17 protein-coding genes and 1 CRISPR repeat array are annotated in these 21,577 nt (G+C 48.8%); of the genes, 5 read left to right on the top strand and 12 right to left on the bottom strand.

Features of this window, described 5'->3' with window-relative positions:
- Window positions 1–419 precede the first annotated feature (419 nt).
- On the bottom strand, window positions 420–1,121 hold the full coding sequence (locus tag BRW63_RS18875; RefSeq protein ID WP_073073887.1) for a response regulator transcription factor: 702 nt from the start codon (window positions 1,119–1,121) through the stop codon (window positions 420–422).
- A 224-nt stretch (window positions 1,122–1,345) separates the two neighbouring features.
- Here BRW63_RS18875 and BRW63_RS18870 point away from each other — a divergent pair, with 224 nt between their 5' ends.
- The gene (locus tag BRW63_RS18870) at window positions 1,346–1,963 is read left to right on the top strand and encodes a CPP1-like family protein (RefSeq protein ID WP_073073869.1); all 618 of its coding nucleotides are present in this window, start codon (window positions 1,346–1,348) and stop codon (window positions 1,961–1,963) included.
- 90 nt (window positions 1,964–2,053) lie between these two features.
- Complete coding sequence (locus BRW63_RS18865) at window positions 2,054–2,662, top strand: DUF4129 domain-containing protein (protein ID WP_073073867.1); 609 nt, start codon at window positions 2,054–2,056, stop codon at window positions 2,660–2,662.
- Between the two features lie 22 nt (window positions 2,663–2,684).
- On the opposite strand, the gene BRW63_RS18860 is transcribed toward BRW63_RS18865, so the two are convergent.
- Both BRW63_RS18860 and coaD read right to left on the bottom strand, forming a co-directional pair.
- Window positions 2,685–3,413: an ATP synthase F0 subunit B gene (locus BRW63_RS18860; RefSeq protein WP_073073866.1), complete on the bottom strand. Its 729-nt coding sequence runs from the start codon at window positions 3,411–3,413 to the stop codon at window positions 2,685–2,687.
- Window positions 3,314–3,874, bottom strand: a complete 561-nt coding sequence (coaD, locus tag BRW63_RS18855; RefSeq protein ID WP_073073886.1) for a pantetheine-phosphate adenylyltransferase — start codon at window positions 3,872–3,874, stop codon at window positions 3,314–3,316. Before coaD ends, BRW63_RS18860 begins: the two co-directional genes overlap by 100 nt.
- Before the next feature lie 653 nt (window positions 3,875–4,527).
- Here coaD and BRW63_RS18850 point away from each other — a divergent pair.
- The gene (locus BRW63_RS18850; RefSeq protein WP_223257433.1) at window positions 4,528–7,668 is read left to right on the top strand and encodes an ATP-binding protein; all 3,141 of its coding nucleotides are present in this window, start codon (window positions 4,528–4,530) and stop codon (window positions 7,666–7,668) included.
- Between the two features lie 200 nt (window positions 7,669–7,868).
- Here the strand turns inward: BRW63_RS18850 and BRW63_RS18845 are convergent, their stop codons facing one another.
- The 6 genes from BRW63_RS18845 to BRW63_RS18820 form a co-directional block, all read right to left on the bottom strand.
- Window positions 7,869–8,492 (bottom strand): glutathione S-transferase family protein, encoded by a 624-nt coding sequence (locus BRW63_RS18845; protein ID WP_073073864.1) that lies wholly within the window; start codon window positions 8,490–8,492, stop codon window positions 7,869–7,871.
- Between the two features lie 20 nt (window positions 8,493–8,512).
- Window positions 8,513–8,860, bottom strand: a complete 348-nt coding sequence (locus tag BRW63_RS18840; protein WP_073073863.1) for an urease subunit beta — start codon at window positions 8,858–8,860, stop codon at window positions 8,513–8,515.
- 8 nt (window positions 8,861–8,868) lie between these two features.
- Complete coding sequence (gene ureA / locus BRW63_RS18835; protein WP_073073861.1) at window positions 8,869–9,171, bottom strand: urease subunit gamma; 303 nt, start codon at window positions 9,169–9,171, stop codon at window positions 8,869–8,871.
- A 60-nt stretch (window positions 9,172–9,231) separates the two neighbouring features.
- The gene (locus BRW63_RS18830) at window positions 9,232–9,540 is read right to left on the bottom strand and encodes a nucleotidyltransferase family protein (RefSeq protein WP_073073859.1); all 309 of its coding nucleotides are present in this window, start codon (window positions 9,538–9,540) and stop codon (window positions 9,232–9,234) included.
- A gap of 8 nt (window positions 9,541–9,548) precedes the next feature.
- Window positions 9,549–10,403 (bottom strand): urease accessory protein UreD, encoded by an 855-nt coding sequence (locus BRW63_RS18825; RefSeq protein WP_223257432.1) that lies wholly within the window; start codon window positions 10,401–10,403, stop codon window positions 9,549–9,551.
- A 144-nt stretch (window positions 10,404–10,547) separates the two neighbouring features.
- A complete protein-coding gene (locus BRW63_RS18820; protein WP_073073858.1) occupies window positions 10,548–11,159 on the bottom strand; it encodes a TetR/AcrR family transcriptional regulator in 612 nt (203 codons plus the stop codon).
- 292 nt (window positions 11,160–11,451) lie between these two features.
- Here BRW63_RS18820 and BRW63_RS18815 point away from each other — a divergent pair, with 292 nt between their 5' ends.
- Window positions 11,452–12,084 (top strand): carbonic anhydrase, encoded by a 633-nt coding sequence (locus BRW63_RS18815; protein WP_073073856.1) that lies wholly within the window; start codon window positions 11,452–11,454, stop codon window positions 12,082–12,084.
- A gap of 87 nt (window positions 12,085–12,171) precedes the next feature.
- Window positions 12,172–13,272, top strand: a complete 1,101-nt coding sequence (cax, locus tag BRW63_RS18810) for a calcium/proton exchanger (RefSeq protein WP_244913227.1) — start codon at window positions 12,172–12,174, stop codon at window positions 13,270–13,272.
- 37 nt (window positions 13,273–13,309) lie between these two features.
- Window positions 13,310–16,542: a CRISPR direct-repeat array (repeat unit 37 nt; unit sequence GTTTCAATTCAAGCAGCAGCCCGAAAGCCGCCGCTAC).
- A 466-nt stretch (window positions 16,543–17,008) separates the two neighbouring features.
- Here the strand turns inward: cax and BRW63_RS18800 are convergent.
- From BRW63_RS18800 to BRW63_RS18790, 3 genes are all read right to left on the bottom strand, one after another.
- Window positions 17,009–19,027, bottom strand: coding sequence for a CRISPR-associated helicase/endonuclease Cas3 (locus BRW63_RS18800; protein WP_073073851.1), 2,019 nt, complete (start codon window positions 19,025–19,027; stop codon window positions 17,009–17,011).
- Window positions 19,024–19,848 carry a type I CRISPR-associated protein Cas7 gene (locus BRW63_RS18795; RefSeq protein WP_073073849.1) on the bottom strand — a complete coding sequence of 275 codons (825 nt, stop codon included), beginning with the start codon at window positions 19,846–19,848 and terminating at the stop codon, window positions 19,024–19,026. Before BRW63_RS18795 ends, BRW63_RS18800 begins: the two co-directional genes overlap by 4 nt.
- A 64-nt stretch (window positions 19,849–19,912) precedes the next feature.
- The gene (locus tag BRW63_RS18790; protein ID WP_073073848.1) at window positions 19,913–21,577 is read right to left on the bottom strand and encodes a type I-C CRISPR-associated protein Cas8c/Csd1; all 1,665 of its coding nucleotides are present in this window, start codon (window positions 21,575–21,577) and stop codon (window positions 19,913–19,915) included.

Here is a 21,577-nt window from a genome sequence, read left to right as displayed (position 1 = left end):
TCGATGAAGCTTAAATCCCCTAAACTAGTCTCTGGTGAATCTTTCGCCCTGTTACTTATTCTCGGTAATTTCCCATAAGCAATTTGAAACCGAAACAGTTTTCTAAGTAATTTAACTGAATGTGAGTGCGATAGAAGTGGTTCACTCTGAACAGCTTTGCTGATCCGAAGGCACTATGAATTCAGGAGAACCCCCTAAATCCCCCAAAATTGGGGGACTTTGAACCAGAAATCTTGGCTTGAAGTCCCCCAAATGGGGGGATTTAGGGGGCTGAAGCCGCTGAGAACGAAGCGAAAAAACTCGTCGAACTCACGTTGGATTAAGGATCGTGGATAAATAATTTCGTTACTTGCAACGCTATTGGGCACGGCTGTGCCATGCCCGTACGCAGATTCCTGTAGTTATGTAGTTCACGATCCTTAGCCAGCAGCAGGCGGCGACTCAAACTTATAGCCAACTCCACGGACGGTTTGAATCAACGCGGGTTGACTCGTGTCAATCTCAATCTTTTTGCGAATCTGACCGATGTGGACATCCACCACACGCTGATCGCCTACGTATTCGTAGTCCCAGACTTCTTGAATCAATTCGGCTCGTCGCCACACCCGACCCGGATGACTCGCCAAGAAGTGAAGTAAGTCAAATTCCAGCGCGGTCAAGGGCACAAAGTCTTCGTTGAGCTTGACCTCACGGCGCACAGGGTCGATCGCCAGCTTGTCAAATATGAGACATTGCTGCTCGGCGGTGGTCACAATTCTCTGACGTTTTAGAATTGCGCCGACTCGAACGCCTAATTCACCCAGGCTAAACGGTTTAGTGATGTAGTCATCGGCACCTTGGCTAAACCCGCGAATCTTGTCTGCTTCATCAGTGCGGCTGGTTAACATCAGCACAAACACCCCCGTGCGGCTCTGCATCTCTTGACAGAGATTATAGCCATTGGCATCGGGAAGATTTACATCTAGAATGACGAGATCAGGGTTGAACTGCTCAAACATCGCCAAGGCAGTCTTACCGTCTTCAGCAGACTCCATTTGGTAGCTTTGCTGGGTGAGATAGCGATGGATCAACTTCCGAATTGCGGGATCATCGTCTACTACGAGAATCTTGGCTGGAGCCATGACCATAACCTTGCGTTGAGAGAGGGTAGTGGTGGAAACTAAGGGTAACTTGCAGAACTAGATAGAATGATATCTATATCTGTATTACACAGGATAAATTTGCCATCAGCACTAGTATGCCTCAGGTTTTGACTAGAATAGCTTGATAAGCTACGGTTTCCTCAAAAAAGCTTGTGACCCGTGTCGCGCTAAGTTACCTTGGAGAGAAGGTGGAGTAATAGCAGATGAGCGATCGAAATCCCTACGAAAAGCTTGGAGTCCCTGAAGGGGCAACCTTTGAGGAGATCCAAAGTGCCCGCAGTCGGCTGTTAGAAGCGTCTGCGGGTGATGAAAAGCAGCGACTGGAGATAGAAGCTGCCTATGATTCGGTGTTAATGGAACGCCTCAAAATGCGTCAGGAAGGGAAGATTCCCGTTCCCGATCGGATTCGTTTCCCTGAAAAATTGGCTCAGGCATCTCCTTCGGCAATGCCTGCACTGCCCAAGAGTTCTCCTGAGTGGTTGACAAACTTGGTCGATACCCCGGGCAAAGTCGATATTGCCTTGCCTGCCGGGGTGCAGTTTCTTTTAGGTGGGTTGGTAGTGCTTTCTCCGACCGATGCTGTGCTGCAACTGGCAATGGCGGTTAGTGTGGGGTCTACTTTGTATTTCCTTTATCGCAAAGAGCGAAAGTTGGGGAAGGCAGTTCTGCTGGGTTTGGGTGGGTTGCTGTTAGGGTTTGCGATCGGTGCAGTGCTAGAAAGCTTCCTAAAAGTCTATCTCCCAGTTCAGCTAGGGGCAGAGATCTTTGTCAGCCTGGTGACGTTTGTGGTTTTATGGCTAGTCAGCAGCTTCTTAAAGTAGACAGAATATAATAAAGTCTTCTCAGTGTGTGTGTCACTCAAGTGACGCACTTATTCTGGCGGAGACTTTTTCAACGTTAAGGAGCACCGAATGGCTGCGGATAGCTTTGACAAAAATAGTTTGGGCTGGCAGCTTCAGCAGTTGGCGCAGCGCGTTGGAGAATGGATTGAGGCGCGATTTCCTCAAAACTCCCCAAATCTGCCTCAGATTCCAAACTGGTCATTTCCAACCTGGCTTTTGGAGGCGATGTTTTGGGCGATCGTGCTTTCGGCAACGCTCTGGTTAAGTTGGCAACTCGTTCGGCTGCTTGCGCCTTATTGGGCGGGATCGTCCGCCCAAGATGCGAAATGGCAACTCCACAAGTCAGCCTCAAAAGAAGAGGAACGATCGGTTGCAGGCTGGATTCGTCAGATGCAAGAGTTTCAGCGTCAGGGCAACTATCGGGAGGCTTGTCGTGCGCTCTATATGGCGATGCTGCAACGATTGAATGATACGAAACTGGTGCCTCATCAATTCAGCCGGACGGATGGCGAATACTTGCAAGTCGTGCAACCGCTTCCTCAATCTCAGGCTTATCAAACGTTGATTCGCACCCACGAGCAACTGTGCTTTGGCGATGGGGTGATTTCAGCCGATGTGTTTAATCGCTGCCAACGTGCCTACCAAGAAATTGAGCGACTGAAGAGCGAAGAAGTCTGAATCTGCCAGTTCTAGTTTTTACTCAATTTTTTCGCTCTCCACCCTTTCCTGCTTGGTTGGCTCGTCCTACACTTTCTTTGGCGCGAGATGCTTGCACATCAGGCTGATTGATTTGTAGCTGTTGCCGACCATTGCGGACGATTCGCAGCATTTCTGCCATTTGCGCTTCCATATCACGAAGCACCCGATCGGCATAGCCATCGGCCCCGTTTTGGATGTCTTCACATTCTTCGATCGCCAATCGCCGCATTTCTTCAAGATCTTGCTGGGCCTGACGGCGAGTGCGTTCAATCTCAGCGATCGTTTGTTCTTGAACCGCTTCACACTCTTGCTGCAACTGAGCGCGAATCTGCTGCGCCTCTAGCTCGGCTTGATGAATGATCCCCGTTTCATTCATGATTTGAGCGGCGCGGCGTTCAGCCTCCTCGATCAACTCATGGGCATATTGCTCTGCCTGCATCAAGAGTTCGTCTTTTTGACGCACGATTTCTTCTGCTTCGTGAAAAGCTTCTGGCAGACTCAATCGCACCAAATCAAGCTGATCGAGAAATTGCTCCTCATCGATCAGGGTGCGCCGACTCCAAAGCACACGCGGGCTGTCGAGAATCATCTCCTCGATCCGATTGAGTTCTTGCTGAATGTCGGGTGTGCCTACTCGCGAATCTTCTCGGTAGGTGGGTCGATTTTGGGCGCTTCCATGACTGGGATGGAGTCCGTCGGGGTTGGTGCTAGTGGATTCTTGGCGTAGCATTTGTAGATATCCAAGGCGACGTGTTGTGGGACGAGGTGATCGATCGCACCGCCAAATTTGGCGACTTCTTTAACCACACTGCTGCTGAGAAAACTATATTCATTGGAGGTGGTGAGAAAAACCGTCTCGATCTGATCGAACAAGGTTTTGTTGATGTGTGCCATCTGCAACTCCATCTCAAAGTCAGAAATGGCGCGTAACCCCCGCAGCAGAGCGCTGGCACCCCGAAGTTTGGCATAAGTCACCGTTAGCCCCTCAAAGCTATCAACTTCTACATTAGCAAGCGGTTGAGTTGCCCGACGAATCTGCTGCATGCGGTCTTGAATGGTAAAAAGAGGGGTCTTGTTAGGGTTGCGAAGCACTGCCACGATCACCCGATCGAAGAGGTGACTGCCTCGCTTGATAATGTCGAGGTGCCCAAACGTAATCGGGTCGAAGCTTCCGGGGTAGATGGCAATCACACAAATGTAAATCGGTACGTTATGGATTTTAAAGGCAGAATCGAGGAGAAACTTACCTCTTTAGGAGGTTAGTGATCGGAGCGCGATCGCCCTACAAGCTTGCAAAGAAATTGCGGAGCTTGGTTGGGCACCACTTATCCCATCGGCAACCTTCTTGAATTTTACCCAAGAACCCGTTTTGATGCTTAAAAAGAATATTAAGTCATCCGAGGATTTTCTTACTTTACCAAGAATACTTCCGTCACGGATGATATATACGTAATTTATATCGACAAGGGGTAGCCGACTTAACGAACAGAGAAAAGAATTACCAGAAGTCGAAACTGCAAAAGAGTCTGCCTCTCTATGGATATCTTGTATGGGTCGCCACCCCGATCTCGCGCTTGGTTAAATTGTACCAGCTTCTGTTGACCGGAAATTGGTTACCTCCGTTCCTTCAGCAAGCGCTCAACCCTGTGGAGGGTTTCCCTCCGTTTGATAGAGTGGTCGATTCTACTAAGGGTCGATGGATTCTTTAATCAGGTATGTAAAGCTATAGAAAACAAATATTTACAGATGTCAAATTTTTGAAAGAAAAGAGAGTTGATAAACGATTCAAATCTACCTAAACAATCAAATATTTAGACAAATATTTAGACGTTGTGTGAAATGCTGTGATAGAAGACTCCCTCAAGATTCTTTTAGTTGACGATGATGCCGTAGCTCGAACGGCGCTGGGTCGATCGTTGCTGATTGCGGGTGTCAAAATTCGAGAGACGGTGGAGGTAGAAAACTGTGCATCGGCGATCGCCATCTTAGAGCAAGCCGTCTTTGATTGCGCCTTGATCAACTATCAGTTGCCAGATGGTGATGCGCTAAGTCTAGTGAGACAGATTCGTCATTGTGAATTTGCGATCGCGCTGATTGTGCTGACTGGGCAGGGCGACGAGCAGCTTGCCGTAGAACTCATGAAGGCAGGTGCAAATGATTATCTGTCTAACAAGCTGCTGCCAGAAAACTTATCTCGCAGCTTATGGAGCGCGGTGCGGGTGAATCGAGCCGAGCAAAGAACTGCCGCAGCAACCCAAAAACTCCGCGCGAGTGAAGAGCGATATCGACTGGTGTTAGAAGGCTCAAATGATGGCATTTGGGACTGGTCTATCTGTGACGACGAGGTGTTTTGTAACGATCGCATGTTAGAGATTGTGGGGCGATCGCGAGAAACCCTCGGAACGGCTCAAAGTGCTTTCTTTCAACTCATTCACCCAGACGATCAAAATCGGGTTTTACAAGCCATAAGGGCGCATTTACATCAGTCCGCCCCGTTTGATGTTGAGTTTAGGATGCAACACGGGTCTGGCAACTATATTGACTGCACCTCGCGAGGCAAAGCCCAATGTAATCAGGAAGGTCAGCTTTTTCGGATGTCGGGCATTGTGAGTGACATTACGCAACGCAAACAGGCACAAGAAAAGATCGTTCAACTAAATCGCGATCTAGAACATCGAGTTACAGAACTGCAAACGTTGTTGGATGTAATTCCAATCGGAATTGCCATCGCAGAAGATGCCGCTTGTCAATACATCAGAGTTAACGCTAGCATGAGCGCTCAGTTAGGAATCGCACTTGGAGAGAATGCCTCTAAAAGCCGTTCTGATGCCGAGCAACTTCCCTTCAAAATTTATCAAAACGGCAGAGAACTTGATGCAGCAGAGTTACCGATGCAGCGATCGGCGGAATTAGGCATTTCAATCTCCGGCGTTGAACTTGAGGTGATGCAGCAGAATGGCAGAAGCGTCACACTCTTGTCAGAGGTTGCCCCTCTATTTGATGAATCATTTAACTCACGGGGCTGTGTCGGTGCCTTTTTAGATATCACCGATCGTAAACGCGCCGAGGATTCTCAGCGCTTTCTAGCCAATGCCAGCACGTTACTGACCTCTTCTCTAGATGCTTCAACTATTTTAGAAAATCTCGCTCAACTCTCAGTGCCTTATCTAGCAGACTGGTGCATGATTCACACGCTGCAAGACGAGCAGACCCAGTTAGTTGCCCTGTTCCATTCAGATCCGCAGAAAGTCGCTGCCTTTGAAGATTATCGACAACGTTACCCGCTCGATCTCAATTCTTCTGACAGCATTGCAGTCGTGTTGAAAACTGGACAGTCACAGTTCTATCCCCAAGTCTCTGATCACCTGTTGGTCAACCAGACTCAAAATGCTGAACAATATGAACAATTAAAAGCCTTTAAATTTCGGTCTGCCATGATAGTGCCGCTACTGGCCAGAGAGCGAATTTTGGGGGTGATTACCTTTGCTTTAGTCGAGTCAAACCGACACTACACTTTAACAGATCTATCACTGGCAGAAGATCTTGCCCGTCGAGCCGCGCTTGCCGTTGACAATGCTCGTCTCTATCAAGCGACTCAAAGAGCCGAACAAAACCTCCGCAAAGCGATCGTCATTCTCGGCGAACAACAGCAACAGTTAAGAATATTGCAACGCCTAACCGACTTACTCAATCAGCGCTTGACCGATCTACCCGGATTGCTGCAAGCCATGATCGATGCGATTTGTGATGCGATTCCTAACGCTGAGTTTGGGTTGATTGTGCTTCAAAATCCCCAAACTCAACAGCTAGAGTTAACCGCAACAACTGGACTCGATTTGGACGAATTCCCGATCAATGAAGCGTTTTCGCCAGGAGAAGGACTGTTAGGACGCGTGTTTGTGACAGGGAAGACCCATTTAATTCAACCCAGTTCGCATCCGATCGCGCCCGATCATGACTCACTTCTGACCCCTCACGCTTCTCTTGATCACCTGCCTTCGTCTCTCTGTGCAGTGGCGATCGAGTCGGCTCAAGCAGGTCGTTTAGGCGTACTTGCGATCGGAAACTGGGAAGGCAACACCGCATTTGATGAAGATGACTCGCGAATGCTGGTCGCGTTTGGAGAGCAAGCAGCGATCGCGCTGAACAATGCTCAACTAATCAATGCTCTAGAAGAACGGGAAGAACGGCTAGAGATGCAAAATGCAATTCTGGCGCAGCAAAATCAGGCGTTAGAAAATCAGCGTCAGCAGATCCAATCACAAAACCTCAGACTTATCGAAGCGGCACAACTCAAGTCACAATTTTTAGCCACCATGTCTCACGAGTTGCGAACTCCGATGAACGCCATTATGGGGTTTTCTCAACTCTTGCTGCGGCAAAGTCAACTCCGCCCAGTCCACTTAGAAATGGTCGATCGCATTCTCAACAATGCCAAAAATTTGTTAGCTCTGATTAACGATATTCTTGACCTCTCAAAAATTGAAGCCGGACGGTTAGAACTAAAACTGGAACGATTTAATCTCTCTGATTTTTTGACCGCAACCACTTCAGAGTTACGATCGCTGGCAGATCAAAAGCAGTTGCTCTTAAGCGTGAACTCTCATCTTAAAGACCCTTGGGTAGTTAACGATAGTGCGCGTTTGCGCCAAGTATTGGTCAACTTGTTGTCAAACGCAATCAAGTTCACAGATGTTGGGACGATCGAGGTCGAAGTCTGGGGGTTGGCAAACGGTCGGCTGGTGATTTCAGTTCGTGATACTGGAATCGGCATCGCGCCTGATGACCTGGTTCGCATTTTTGAGGAGTTTCGTCAGCTTGACCAATCGAGCACTCGCCGTCACGGGGGCACTGGGCTAGGGCTGGCAATCACCAAATGGCTGGTGCAAATGATGGGCGGCACGATTGGCGTTGAAAGCCAGTTAGCAGCAGGGTCAACGTTTCGAGTAGAGTTGCCGAGGTGGGTAGAGAGACGGATGGATTAGAGCGATCCTAGCTATCGTGTATTCCTTTCCAGTTTGAGCGGTTAACTTTAACGTCAGTTCGATGAGGTTGTTCGCTTCGTTGTAGAGTGCTTGTGCCCCCTAAATCCCCCATGCTGGGGGACTTCAGACCCAGATTTTCAGTTCAAAGTCCCTCACTTGTGGGGGATTTAGGGGGCGTTCCAGAGGGTGTTTCTTAGAAGTTAACCTAACAAGGAGCGAGAATTTTGATCAATTCGGATGTGATTGGGCTGAGACTGAACCCGATCGCACCACTCTTGAATATTAGGAAACTTGCTCAAGTCATATCCGCCTTCATGGGCAACATGAGTATAGGAGTAAAGGGCAATGTCAGCGATCGTGTAGCGTTCTCCGACAAAAAACGAGTGTGTGGTTAAATGTTGTTCCATCACGCCTAGTCCAGCGTTGCCCAAGCGTTGGTGATAAGCAATCAGAGGCGCAAACTGCTCGGCTTGTTTAACAACTGTGATCCAAAACCGAGGACGAGATAAATTTGCGCCTAAACTAAACTGCTCAAAAAATAGCCATTTTAGAATTTGATTTCGCTCTAAGCGATCGCGGGAAAAGAAATCAGTTTCTTCAGCAAGATAGATCAAAATCGAATTCGATTCGGTCAGAAATACATCGGGTTCTATTTCGAGAACTGGCACCTTCCCATTCGGATTTTTTTGCAAAAACTCTGGTAGATAAGTTTCTTGATTGAGCAGATTGACCGAGACAAGTTCAAATGGAATTTGAAGCTGCGTTAAAAACAATCGCAACTTATAACAGTTACCTGAAGGAGGAAAGCTATAAAGTCGATACATAAAATTTGGTTCGCCTGAAACTATGAGTGTTTGGATTTTTTCTTCGCTTTTTTGGATTTTCCGTCTAGTGCGCCTTCAATTTTGGCATTGAATCCATACACTTCGCGGGTGCCAGCCAGCGGAACTAGCGTAATCTCTCGATCGTCTCCCGGTTCAAACCTGACTGCCGTTCCAGCCGGAATGTCTAACCGCATTCCTCGCGCTCGTTCTCGATCGAACTCCAATGCCGAATTCACCTCATAAAAGTGAAAGTGAGAGCCAATTTGAATCGGGCGATCGCCTTGATTAGCCACGTTGAGTTTAACGGTTTCGCGTCCTGCATTCAGTTCGATCTCGCCGTCATCAATAAACATTTCTCCAGGAATCATAAATCACCTCAACGAATGGGATTGTGAACCGTGACCAGCTTTGTTCCATCGGGAAACGTGGCTTCAACTTGCACATCGTGAATCATTTCAGAAATGCCATCCATCACATCATTTTGAGTTAGCAATGTGGTGCCATAACTCATCAGATCTGAAACCGTTCGACCCTCTCGTGCGCCTTCTAAAATTGCCGCAGAAATGTAAGCGATCGCTTCTGGATAGTTGAGCTTTAAGCCCCGATCTTTTCGTCGTTCTGCCAACAGCGCCGCCGTAAAAATCAACAGTTTGTCTTTTTCTTGGGGAGTTAATTGCATTTCTATTTTTGGGTATCGTTACTAACAATAGTCTCAAGTTCAGCTAACAAAACTGAATCGTCAATGAACATACTGTACCAAAGCTAGGTCAAGAACTTTTTGGCGAAAACGATGGCTCAAATCTTCAGGGGTTCTCAAATCGACTTTGCGGACTAAGATTTCTGTTAACGCTATTTCCATGCCCGCTAATCGAATTAATCCAGGAACATGATTCGGTTCAAACTCGACTAGAACATCTATATCACTATCAGGGTTGAAATCTTCTCGTAAGATAGAACCAAATAGAGATAACTTCAGAATGTGATATTGATCGCAAAAACTAGCAACTTTATCTGAAGGAATTTCAATCGGAAGTTTGCGGTTCATCATGTCCTCCGTTATTGTTGCCAAACTCTTGGAACGCAGATAGCACGATCGCAATACAACTCTCGCACCAGTCGCCAAACTTCAATAAACCACTGTCGCGCCTCCATTGTAGAATGACCTCGATAGCGACACAGTAGCCCAGACATCAAGCGAGTCACGCCGATTTCTCCGTTACCCGCCCAGACAGAACGCGCTTTTTCGATGATTTCTGGATCGATCGATCGCCCAATCCAGGCGAAACTGCCCACCACAGGACAGGTTGCCAACCCGTGAAGACTGGTGACTAACGCCTCGCTGCCCGGAAGCCACTGACGATCGACCCAAATCGGGCGATCGTGCTGCCAAACTTCAGTGTGCGATCGCCACTCGCCTTCGATAAACCGTTCGCCCCTAGCACTGCGACCAAATCGGGTAATTTCCCAACCAAGCCAAGTGGCATCAGGCGCGAGATTCACCCGCATTTCCTGCCGATAGACCGCTTGGTTGAAGACGATCGTTTCCTGCGGAAACCACTCCAAGCAGGCTCCGCTGGCTACGTCTACCTGAACGACTTGCCTGGCTTCTCTACCGTTGGTTTTGTAAATCTTGCTGGCGGCGGCCGTAGTGATCAGCGCGTGAGCTTTAGATTTGAGGCGAAAATCGAGGGACAGCCGATCGCCCCCCACGATTCCGCCTGCCGTGTGCATAATCACGCTATGACAAACCTCAGATCCCTCTGGATAAAAGGGGCGTTGTATCTTTAGAGGTGCTTTTGTCTGACTGTGAATGAGTTGAGTCGAACCTTGACGGTTTGCAAACTCCAGGCATAAGCTGCCATGCCAATCGGTAGGGGTTGTCTCAGTCAGAGCGGGGAGAGGTTGATTCACAGAACAAAGTGAGCTAACGGTCAACTGCAATTAGTTTGGTTTGACATACTCCCCAAGGAGAAGAGGAACCGCGACTCATGCTCCCTCTCCTTGGGGAGAGGGTTGGGGTGAGGGCAAATCCGGGTCTTATTTAATTCACGATCGCTAAGGTGCCAAGACCCCGTTTAAGAAAATATCGGCTAACCCTTCTGCCATTTCCTTCATTTCACCAGGGGAGCTATTGGGTTGCATGATAGTGTCTTGACTGAAGCCTGCGATCGCAAACATGCCCAAAAACACTCGCGCCACCAGTTTAGGATTCATCTGACGATAAACGCCTCGATCCATCGCAGTTTGAAAAAAAGCTTCTGCCACATCAGTCATTTTGTTAATCACTTCTGACTGAATATGTTCACGCAAATCGGGATGAAACTGCGCTTCCATAAAGCAAACTTTGAGCATGTCTGCGTTTTGGTGCAGGTGCAGCATCCGTCGCCGCATCACTTGCGCCACTGCCTGATAGCTGCCCATCTCGCTCAACTCGGTCAAGAGGTCAGTGAGAATCTCGATCCATCCCTGGGTGGCAATCTCGACCAAAATTGCTTTCTTATTGGCAAAATGACGAAACAGCGTGCCTTCGGCGACTCCAGCGTGTTCGGCTAAATCGCGGGTCGTGGTGCCATCATAACCATTACGGGCAAAGAGCTTTAGCGCAGATTTAAGAATGCGAGTTCGGGTTTCGGTTTCGGCTTGGGGGGGGCGATTGGTAATTGCCATAGATTCTTAATCAGGCGCATATTGCGGGGCAAGCTTCTTTCAGAATTGCACAAAAAAGCCGATCGGTCTATTTTGGAAGGTAACAAAAAACTGGGATATCTTTTGCGACGAAGCTCTTAGCAGTCTTTTTCTACAAAATAAGACGACTGAGAATAGTCAACCAAAGGCATCGGGTTCGTCTGGAGTCAGATACTATAGTAAAGACTCTATGCTGTGTCTCTAAAGCCGTGATCGGCTTGTAGTTCATGGTTTCGTTCAAAGTCTTCTTTACATTTATGACTGTCGACAAACGATGAATCATCGCCGCATTGAGGAGATCTTGCAGAATAACCGATCGTGGGCGGCTCAACAGCAGCAAATTGATCCCAACTACTTCAAGACTCTATCGGTCGGACAAACCCCGCGCTATCTCTATATTGGGTGTTCAGATAGCCGTTTACCCCTGACCCAGTTTATGCAAACCGAACCGGGTGAAGTTTTTGTCCACCGCAATATTGCCAATCAGGTTTGCCTAACCGATATTAATCTTTTGTCAATCTTGGAGTATGCGATCGACTACCTGCATGTTGAGCACATTCTGGTCTGTGGTCATTATTATTGCGGCGGGATTCAGGCTGCTTTTGAAGGAGTCACGGCAGTGCTTGTCGATAGCTGGGTCAACCCGATTCGAGAACTGTATCTGCAAAATCGAGAGGAAATTGACGAACTGTCTAGCCGCGAAAGCAAACTAAATCGCCTCGCTGAGTTGAATGTCAAAGCTCAAGTCAAGAATCTCTACCAAACCTCAATTATGCGGAATGCCTTGCGGGAAGATCGTGCGCCTCAAGTTCATGGTTGGGTGCTCGAATTGCAAACAGGTCTGATCAAAGATCTAGATATTTCAACCGAAGGCTGGCACCTCTACCCCAGTTGCCCCACGCCTTAGCCTTGGTGGCTACCAGAATTTTCAGAAGCTGAAGATCGCGCTCATTTCAGGTTCTTGATGAAGAGAAGTCTGCTATCGTTTACAACGATGCTAACTAAAGAATCCATTTTTACGGCCCTGTTGGTCTTTGTGCCAATCTCGATCGCTGCCCACTTTTTAGGGTGGGGAGAACTTGCTGTCTTCATCACTTCAGGTTTGGCGATCGTGCCCCTCGCTGGCTGGATGGGAACGGCGACTGAAGAACTTTCTGTCGTTTTGGGGGCGACGATCGGCGGTCTCTTGAATGCAACGTTTGGCAATGCTACTGAACTGATTATCGCCCTGATTGCACTTAAAGCCGGGTTAGTTGATGTCGTTCAAGCCACCATTACTGGCTCGATCATCGGCAATTTGTTGCTCGTGCTAGGTTTTTCGATGCTGCTTGGGGGGCTTCGCTACCCAGAACAAGTGTTTCATCAAACGGCGGCACGGGTTAATGCTTCTTCGCTGAATCTTGCGGTGATCGCCATTTTGCTCCCGACTGCGGCAAACCTGCTCGCAGGTGGCATTCCTGAACCTACGATGCAGCGTCTTTCTAGCGCAGTCGCGATCGTATTAATTTTAGTGTATGGGCTGATGCTGCTGTTTTCGATGCGGACGCATACTCATCTATATAACCTGGAGTTAGCTGCGATCGAGTCTTGCGAGAGCACAGAGGCGACACCCACATCGGCTTCTCACGATCAGCGCCATCTGTGGTTTTGGGTCGGGGTGCTGCTGGGAATTACAGTGCTGGTTGCGATCGAATCGGAACTGCTCGTGGGTGCCTTGGAAGCAGCTACCGCCCAGTTAGGTTTGACCCCTCTGTTTACCGGAGTGATTTTGCTGCCAATCATTGGTAACGCGGCAGAACACGCCACTGCCGTAACCGTCGCCATGAAAAACAAGATGGAGCTTTCAATGGCAGTTGCGGTTGGGTCGAGTTTACAAATTGCGCTGTTTGTGGCTCCGGTTTTAGTGTTAGCAGGTTTCGTTTTGGGTCAACCGATGGATTTGAGCTTCAACCCGTTTGAGTTGGTCGCGGTTGGTGTTGCTGTGTTACTCAGTAACTCAACGATCTCAGACGGAAAATCAAACTGGCTTGAAGGAGCCTTGCTCTTGGCAACCTATCTTGTTTTGGCAATTACTTTTTACTTCTATCCAGCTTAAGTTCCAATTCATTTCAATTCATTTCAATTCAAGCAGCGTTTCAATTCAAGCAGCAGCCCGAAAGCCGCCGCTACGTGGATTCTAAATAAGCCAAAGATTGCATGGCTTGTTTCAATTCAAGCAGCAGCCCGAAAGCCGCCGCTACCTGGGAGAATCGAGATTGTAACCCCCGCCGACCAATCACTGTTTCAATTCAAGCAGCAGCCCGAAAGCCGCCGCTACCCAATCAACCTCAATTCTCGATCTTTGTGTTGGAAGTTTCAATTCAAGCAGCAGCCCGAAAGCCGCCGCTACTCCCGATGCCTTACCCACTCTTCGACCGCTCCTTATATTGGTTTCAATTCAAGCAGCAGCCCGAAAGCCGCCGCTACTCACGCCGCTCGACTGCAAGCCGCCCACGATTTCGTTTCAATTCAAGCAGCAGCCCGAAAGCCGCCGCTACGCCATCGCCCAAGTTGCCCGCGTTCAAGATGTTAGTGTTTCAATTCAAGCAGCAGCCCGAAAGCCGCCGCTACTTGATTGCAGCCAGCCGCCGATTCACGGTCGCCTCTGCCAGTTTCAATTCAAGCAGCAGCCCGAAAGCCGCCGCTACGAGTTGGGCAATCGCAAAGGGAGCATAGAGAAAGTTTCAATTCAAGCAGCAGCCCGAAAGCCGCCGCTACTCGCTGGATTCCTCCTCTAACCGTGCATCTGCACGTTTCAATTCAAGCAGCAGCCCGAAAGCCGCCGCTACCAAGAGTCACCTCTTCTACCTCTAGAGTTAAGCTGTTTCAATTCAAGCAGCAGCCCGAAAGCCGCCGCTACGCATTAAAAGCAGTCTTCGCTTTGGCATTTCACTTGTTTCAATTCAAGCAGCAGCCCGAAAGCCGCCGCTACGCTACAAGAAAGTTCCGAAAATACTCTCACTCTTCCGTTTCAATTCAAGCAGCAGCCCGAAAGCCGCCGCTACCTGAAAGGAAACAGGATCTTTTAGTCAAACAAGAGGTTTCAATTCAAGCAGCAGCCCGAAAGCCGCCGCTACCTCAGAGACTTTCGCAGCGATCGAGTCTTGAGAAAGTTTCAATTCAAGCAGCAGCCCGAAAGCCGCCGCTACCGCTCGATCGACTCGTAAACGCCCTTGAGGTCGTGTTTCAATTCAAGCAGCAGCCCGAAAGCCGCCGCTACACGCTGAACAAGCCACCGCTTGTCTGTAAATTCCTAAGTTTCAATTCAAGCAGCAGCCCGAAAGCCGCCGCTACGAGTGCTGCAAACCTGAGTGGTGCAAAAGGTTTGCCGGTTTCAATTCAAGCAGCAGCCCGAAAGCCGCCGCTACGATGGTGGCAAAGACGGCAAAGACAAAGATGCTTTGTTTCAATTCAAGCAGCAGCCCGAAAGCCGCCGCTACTCCGTCTGCGCGGCTTTGAGGCTGAAATGGTCTCGTTTCAATTCAAGCAGCAGCCCGAAAGCCGCCGCTACTTGACTTCGGCAACATTCTGCAAATTTTTAGACAGTTTCAATTCAAGCAGCAGCCCGAAAGCCGCCGCTACGGTCTACAATCAGTTGCGTAAGTTTGTGTTGCGCGTTTCAATTCAAGCAGCAGCCCGAAAGCCGCCGCTACAGGGAATGCGGCGCGCGATCGGTTGCAAAAAGAACTGTTTCAATTCAAGCAGCAGCCCGAAAGCCGCCGCTACTTCCAAATTAACTGTACTTATGAAGGATTTGTATGTTTCAATTCAAGCAGCAGCCCGAAAGCCGCCGCTACGTTTATAAGCCTCGATGTATTTAGCCAGTGAGTCAAGTTTCAATTCAAGCAGCAGCCCGAAAGCCGCCGCTACGTGCTGGGGGGTGAAAGTGTTTCGCTCTGCGTTGCTGTTTCAATTCAAGCAGCAGCCCGAAAGCCGCCGCTACGGCGGGGATGAATGAGGTACACATTCCGCAAGTGGGGTTTCAATTCAAGCAGCAGCCCGAAAGCCGCCGCTACCGGGCGCACCTTCAAAAACGTTCGTCAAGAGTTGGGGCTGTTTCAATTCAAGCAGCAGCCCGAAAGCCGCCGCTACGAGATAACAACAGCTTTACGATCGCGCCTACTCTTGTTTCAATTCAAGCAGCAGCCCGAAAGCCGCCGCTACGCACACCGAAGCCACCGATCGCCTGATCGAGCTTCATGTTTCAATTCAAGCAGCAGCCCGAAAGCCGCCGCTACCCGCACAGATTCTCGATCGCTCTCTTCCCTCCATTCGTTTCAATTCAAGCAGCAGCCCGAAAGCCGCCGCTACGTCGGATTAACCGACGTGAATCCATCCTGTCCCTGTTTCAATTCAAGCAGCAGCCCGAAAGCCGCCGCTACGTTAAAACCGCTTGCTGTTTGTTCCTCCCAGGTCTGAAGTTTCAATTCAAGCAGCAGCCCGAAAGCCGCCGCTACGTCTATGCGGTGGGGTAGTTTATCTTGTCTAGTTTCGCGAGTTTCAATTCAAGCAGCAGCCCGAAAGCCGCCGCTACTTCTTGCCAGGGTCAATCCCGATGACAATATCCTGGTTTCAATTCAAGCAGCAGCCCGAAAGCCGCCGCTACCTGCGTCCTCGTCTACCACGTCGGATTAACCGTTTCAATTCAAGCAGCAGCCCGAAAGCCGCCGCTACGCTTTGAAGTGCGAACCCCTATCGATGATATTAGAGTTTCAATTCAAGCAGCAGCCCGAAAGCCGCCGCTACCTAATCGTGGGGCGAGTGTTGCGCTGAATGCGAGGAGTTTCAATTCAAGCAGCAGCCCGAAAGCCGCCGCTACCACTTAAAGCCAGAGCGATCGCCGAAACATTTCCAGTTTCAATTCAAGCAGCAGCCCGAAAGCCGCCGCTACGACTTGATTCTCTGTTCCCTGGCTTTGTTGGTTCAGTTTCAATTCAAGCAGCAGCCCGAAAGCCGCCGCTACCTTAAAATTCCCCTCTCGAATTTCCGTGAAGCTTTGCTTGTTTCAATTCAAGCAGCAGCCCGAAAGCCGCCGCTACCTTCAGGAGGATGTGCTTCCCAGTCAGTATGTGGTGTTTCAATTCAAGCAGCAGCCCGAAAGCCGCCGCTACTTCCGGGGAAAGATCGACGCACCGAAACAGGTTGTTTCAATTCAAGCAGCAGCCCGAAAGCCGCCGCTACCTGACTTCTGCTTCTCATTGAGAGCAGGTAATCCGTTTCAATTCAAGCAGCAGCCCGAAAGCCGCCGCTACGGGATCGACACAGAAATAAACCCACGAGGGAAGACAGGTTTCAATTCAAGCAGCAGCCCGAAAGCCGCCGCTACAGTGGGAGCTAGAAATCCCGTCCTACTAATAGTTTCAGAGGTCGATCGTGCGAACCCCGAAACAAGTTGTCATCCTCAAACAAGATTACATAATTAAACTCCATTACTTTCCAGTTAATTAATCGGAGCGCGGAACACCTATCGTCAAAATAGGCTCAAACCATTGCCTAGTAACGCATTCAGCTAACTAAATTAAAACCTCATCACAAACACCTACCCATCCGCGCTCTCGTCGATAAATTCGTCCCAATATTTTAAGATCAACCGCCTTACTCTGCTCCCCCGCCCTTTTAACTTCTTTGCGATCGCAGCTTTATCGATCGGCAATGTGCATGAAAAAGTAACTGGAACCGTAACCTTTTTCCCCACAAATTGAGTACGCTTCGACCCCTCACTACGACCAGTTCCGATGCCCTTAGCCTCGCGTTTAGCCATCGCCACCTGTTAAATAGTTGGATGGCACACCTCAAAGCGCCATATCAGCACCCCAATCATAACCACCGCACCACACATAGAAACCCTCTACATCTTTGATGTTGGCAATATTTTTATCAAATCGTGACTTAGAAACCCCGATCGTGAAACCTTGCAAAGCTCTAAAATCACGACTTGTTAGAGCGCTATCAAATTTAATCTCATGATGGGGCACCCGAACCAACACGCTGATCTGCTCATCTATCAGCTTAAAAGCTTTTGCAACACTCTCAATCTCAACTCGATCGAGCTTTGAAATGATTTCCAATTCATCAGTGTCAGAATCCGAATAAAGCCTTTTTGAATAAGCCTTGATACAGTTTGGCGATTGTAAGTCGTCGCCCACATCTAAACGTTGCTTGGTGATCCGAATGCGCTGCTGATATTCAGGCATAGTTGGATAATCAATCTCTGAATAAAAGATTCGCAACACGCCTTCCGGGTTCTTACCTTCTCGATTAACGCGACCTGCTGCCTGAATAATTGAATCAAGCCCCGCCATCATGCGGTATCCGATCGGAAAATCGAGATCTACTCCAGCTTCTACTAGCTGAGTCGCACATAGGACGATCGGATCATCATCTTCAAGCTTTTGCCGGACATCAGCAATAATTTCGCGTCTGTGAATCGGGGGGCAAAGAGCAGTGAGTAAGACAGATCCTTTATGCGCTCGATAGGCATCACGGGCAGCCGCGATCGTGTTGCACACAATCAACGCTTGATGATGATGATGAGCGGCAATTTCGAGCCAACTCACTTTTCCCATTACCTCATACCGCACCCGTTTGAACTCCTTGAAGTAGTAATCGGGGTTAGCAATCACTGGGGTAATGTTGGCGCAAAATGGTGAATAATCGGGCTGTGATGCACTCGATAAAATAACCACACAACCCCAGTGCGCTGCCAAAATCTTTAATGACTCCATCACTGGTTTCAGAACATTAGTCGGAATCGTATGAGTTTCATCGAGAAAGATCACCGAGTTAACAATACTGGGCAGCTTCCGGCAACGTCGAGCAGAGTTCTCAAACAAACTTTCAAGAAACTGAACAGCCGTAGTCGCTACGATCGGGTGTAACCATCGCTCTCCCGCTATTTTGTGTTCATAGGCTTCAGACTTGGGATCGAAATTAGAGTGATGTTCTAAGACATTTTCACGTCCTAATACCTTCGCTAAAACTGAAGCATTTTGTTCCAAAATAGAGATGAACGGAGCGACGTAAATCACCCGATCTTTATGCAGCCGACTCGCAATATCAAGGGCAAGTTGAGCGCCTGAAAGCGTTTTTCCGCAGCCGCAAGGTGCAGTTAAGTCAAAAATGCCCCCACCATTATGCAGTGATACTTTCTGTGCAAATTGACGACACTCATCATAGAAACGCTTTCGAGCTAAGTTCACGGGTGAAGTCCCAGAGAATTCAGCAACGTGAGTCGCTAAGTTGTCCTGTAGAGTTGCGATTTTTGCAAACTGCGTAGCGGGTAAAGTGCCCTCAAGTTGAGCCACATCTGTACGATCGCCATCGATCAACGCTCCGAACAAAATGCGAACCAGCATCGAGAGTTGAGGGCCACTTTCGCCATAAGCGGTCTCCAATTGCTCTCTAGTGATATCCAGTGCTGAAGGGAGAAACTCAGAGGGAGTTTGAGCGATCGCCGCCTCGATCTGACTGTCATAGGCTTTTAGAACCCCGTCGAGTTGATCAAGGTCATACAACCCACGATGATGTCCTGCAACACACAGCGCAACTATGTTCCCCAACACCCCTAGCTGCTTAGTTGCCCAAGATGCACCTGCCTGAGCATGACTCGGATGGTTAGTCGGAGAGGCTCCAACGGCGATCGCATTAATCCACGCCTGCCATTGAGGATTGTATTTGCCAATGTCATGCAATAACCCAGCAACTTGTCCAAGCTCAGATAGAGTGATGGGAAGCCTCGCGATCGTCTTCTCGCTCACGCCGTGCAAGTGAGAAGACAACAGTTGTCCTGGACGCGCGATGGGTTGAGTCATACTAAAACATCTCGCAGCCGAGTCATCGTCACCCCTTTGGGAGTTTCAGCGATCGTGATGGTATAGTCCTCGATCGAACGAGGAGACTCAACATCCGTCTTGATACTCAATGCAGCTTGTAAATCTTCTGTACGAGCACTGCCAAACTTGCTTTCGTGGGTATATACAAGGACATCTCGCAAAATCATTCGTCCTCGCATCGTGGAAGGCGTGAGTTCAAGGTGAAGCGCCAGCGCTTTCCAAAACTTCTCCAAATCTTCAGCACTGATAGGGTTCCCCTGGGCTTTAGCGAGAGCAGCACTGTAAGTACCCATTGTGGTGTAAAGCCCATAGGGTACGCGGAACTGAGCGCCCATATTTTGATTGAGTCCATCTTTTTCGGTTGCCCCAGCGCAACGAGTGATACCATCCCGGCGAATCTCGATCGGAGTCACAGATCGGGCGGTGTCAATCTGAATCGCACCGGTCACTTGTCCGCCATTCCCAATCTTTGTAATTTGAGTAAGCACCGCACCAAACAATCGGACATCGATAAAACGCTCGAAAATTAGTTGACGCGCTGACTTAGCAACTGCACTTTTATCTTTACCATTTGCTTTCTCAGCATCAGCAATTGCAGCAAGTTGAGGCGCGTCAAGTGCGGTGCCACTGGCAATATAAAGCGACTCGTTAAACATGCCCCGCATATCGATCGGGTCTTGCCGAGGTTCACCGCCGTTGTCTGGATCGCCGTTGGGATTACCATCCGTCACATCAAAAACCATCACAAAGTCGTGACGAACATCGGGATTAGAAATAGCTGAGAGAGATTGAGTTTCCATTGTTGATGTTTAACAGATAGGGTTGTCGATCGGATTACAGAAGCGTTTCGATTACCAAGAGAATTCAACTTTTGGATTGTGCGATCGCGACTCGAACTGCGTGAGATTCGGCTTGATAGCCAGCCAGAAATAGCTGTTTTTCTGTAACAGTGAAGGTTTTGGGCAGGGTAAACAGCGCATCGTCTTCCAGCTTATAGAGTTCAGAAATCCGCTGAATTTGAAAGTCGTAATTTTTGGCAACCTTTGAGTAGCTAGGAATGAGCGCCATTGCTCGTGTGAGTGCGATCGCGGGCATCGACAAAAAGGTGTTGTATAACCTGTCGATATTCGTTTTTCCCTCATACCACCCGTCGGTTCGATTGTGAGATAGACGCTCAAGCGTGTTGTAGAGTTGTCCGGCACGATAGGCGCGTGTTTCTGATAGTGAGAGCGTACTGAGATTCATCGTTTTTGTGTAGATCAATAAGTTGAGTAGCGCAAAATGCACTCGCTTTGGAGGTGACAGCATCACCCTTTGCAGTAGCCGAGCGCTGAAAGAAGTTGGTAGAGATGTGCCATCGATCGCATGGCATACCAGAGCATCCACATCCGCACTCAGAGCATCTTTCGCCCCTTTTGGCTGCAAACACTTTGCCAACATCCACACTCCGTAAGCTTTCCCCCCTTGAGCGAGTTGGCACTCGATAAACTGCGTCGTGTTGCTCATTACACTGCCAACTGTGCGCTCGGTGATTGCATCGAGAAAGGGTCGCCCTTTACTAGGTCTAGCCCTAATCAGGTAGAACGCAGTCGTGTTCATCTGCTGAGGGGATAGCTTAGTTCTAAAAATATTCGCCAAGTAAGCTTTCACGTCAGCAGGTTGAGCAGGAGCATCTTCAGCACCCAACAATTTGGACAACATGACCGATCGGGCTGGAACCCCCTCGCACCAGTAGAGATAGTTAGACTCATCACAGCGAAAGCAGTTGTCTGGTGAGGCTAGAAGTGCCGACAGCATTGTGTTTGCAGCACTGTAAGCTTTGACAGAAAGATTTGCATAAGAGATATCGCTCTTACCATCCAGCTTGCCACTATAGCTGCGCGTAGACTTGTGTTGGGCGGATGTGATCGGAAGCGCTTTGCTACCCGAAAACTTAATGCCTCGAAAGTTTGCGGTCAAGATTTCGTCTGCATCCGTGATGGCACATCGTCCGGGTTTAGTGCTTGGAGATGCTCCATAAATTCCCCAAAACTCCTGGATATTGGGGTAGTCGTGAACATAGGTGGGATTAGATTCGTACAAAAAGACTGCGCGTAATTTGGCTGGAATTGAAGATGAGCCAGATTTCTCTGTACAGAGCCATCTAGCCATCTCAGGCTGATCAGTAATAAAAGCGTCTGAGCCAGCTTCGGAAAACTTAAGAATGGCAGCGATCGCAGGTTCAGCAGTTTGATCAAATGCCGCCTGATGTAGCTCGACAAAAGCTTTCTGACATTTTTCACCATTAGTTCCTAGCCCAAATAGATATTCGGCATTTTCAGACGCAATTAAGCTATTGCCAAGGAAGTTGCGTTTGGAATAGTCTGGCACTGCTAACTTGCTCGATTTCTTGTCTAGAATCTCGACAGAAAGAGCTTTTCCATCCGCGCTCAATGTAATGACATAATATATCCTTAATGTGTTGTAACCTTCTGGCTTCAACGTCAAACCATGATTCGATTTTGATAAGTTATACAGTTCTCTCAGCAT

The sequence above is a fragment of the Phormidesmis priestleyi ULC007 genome (genome assembly GCF_001895925.1).
Lineage (GTDB): Bacteria > Cyanobacteriota > Cyanobacteriia > Leptolyngbyales > Leptolyngbyaceae > Phormidesmis_A > Phormidesmis_A priestleyi_A.
The sequence above is the reverse complement of the archived record's forward strand: the minus strand, read 5'-3'. Positions and strand labels throughout refer to the sequence as shown.